Genomic DNA, 1,235 nt, shown 5'->3' with positions numbered 1-1,235 from the left:
GGAGATGCGGGTGAATGGGGCCGGTCGCCTTTGACCCGCGCATAAAGGACTGGCAAGGAAACACCCGAGAGGCTGCGTCCGTGATCGTCCGGGACGCTCATGTCAGCATGCTTGCGCTCATGGACACGACGTCGCCCGCTCCTGCCTCCATGCCGAGCCCACCACCCGCGGAAAACGTTCACACGGACGCGCCCGCACCCGGCGAGCGGCGTCCGGCCCGCACCCCCCGCACCCGGCATACCTGGCGCACCCCGCGCACCCTGCGCACGCCGCGCACCTGGCGCTGGCTGCCCACCGCCTCGGTAACCGCCCTCACCACCGCCGCCCTGCTCCTGTACGGCGTCTCGGCCACCGACATCGCCCTGTTCGGCGCCTACCTCACCCTCGCCCTGGCCCTGCCCGGCGTACTGATCATCCGCGCCACCTACCGCGGCGACCGCACCCTGGCCGAGGAGATCGCCCTGGGCACGGCACTGGGCTACGCCCTGGAGATCTTCACCTACATCCCCGCCCGCGCCGCCGGCCTGCCCCTGCTCGTCCTGACCTGGCCCATCGCCACCTACACCCTCTTCTTGACCATCCCGCGCCTGCGCAAGCACTGGAGCGGCCGCCCCCGCCCACCGGCACCCACCTGGTGGTCATGGGCACTGGCCCTGACCATCGCCTACCTCACCATCTTGGGCATCGCCAGATTCTTCCGCGGCCACGCCCTCACCTGGCCCACCCTGGCCACCTCCTCGGTCGACATGCCCTTCCACCTCGCCCTGATCGGCGAACTGAAACACCACATGCCCCCCACCGTCCCCATGGTCGACGGCGAACCCCTGCTCTACCACTGGTTCGTCTACACCCACTTCGCCGCCACGAGCTGGATCACCGGCATCGAACCCCTCGTCCTGCTCTTCCGCCTGGGCATGCTGCCCATGATGGCCGCCCTCCTCATCCTCCTGGCCATGATCGCCCGCCGCCTCACCGGCTCACGAGCCGCCGCACTCCTGGCCATCACCGGCACGATCTCCGTCGGAGCGGCAAGTCTTTACCTGGGGACAAGTGAGCTGTTCACCTGGGGAGGCATTCCAGACGCTTCATGGACGAGCCCCACCCAGGCCTTCGGAGCCCTCCTCTTCGCCCCGGTCGTCCTGCTGCTCGCCGACCTTCTCGAACGGCGGAGACGTGACGTCGGCAGATGGCTCCTGCTCGGCGTGTTCATCGTGGCGGTCATGGGAGCCAAGGCC

General features: G+C 69.1%; 1 protein-coding gene. It reads left to right on the top strand.

What is annotated here, in order from left to right; translation table 11 throughout:
* Positions 1 to 119: 119 nt before the first annotated feature.
* On the top strand, positions 120 to 1,235 hold a 1,116-nt coding region (locus ACTOQ2_RS43880), incomplete at its 3' end, for a hypothetical protein (RefSeq protein ID WP_440107961.1).

Source organism: Streptosporangium sp. H16 (genome assembly GCF_051918855.1).
Taxonomy (GTDB): domain Bacteria; phylum Actinomycetota; class Actinomycetes; order Streptosporangiales; family Streptosporangiaceae; genus Streptosporangium.
This window is presented reverse-complemented; position numbering and strand designations above follow the sequence as displayed.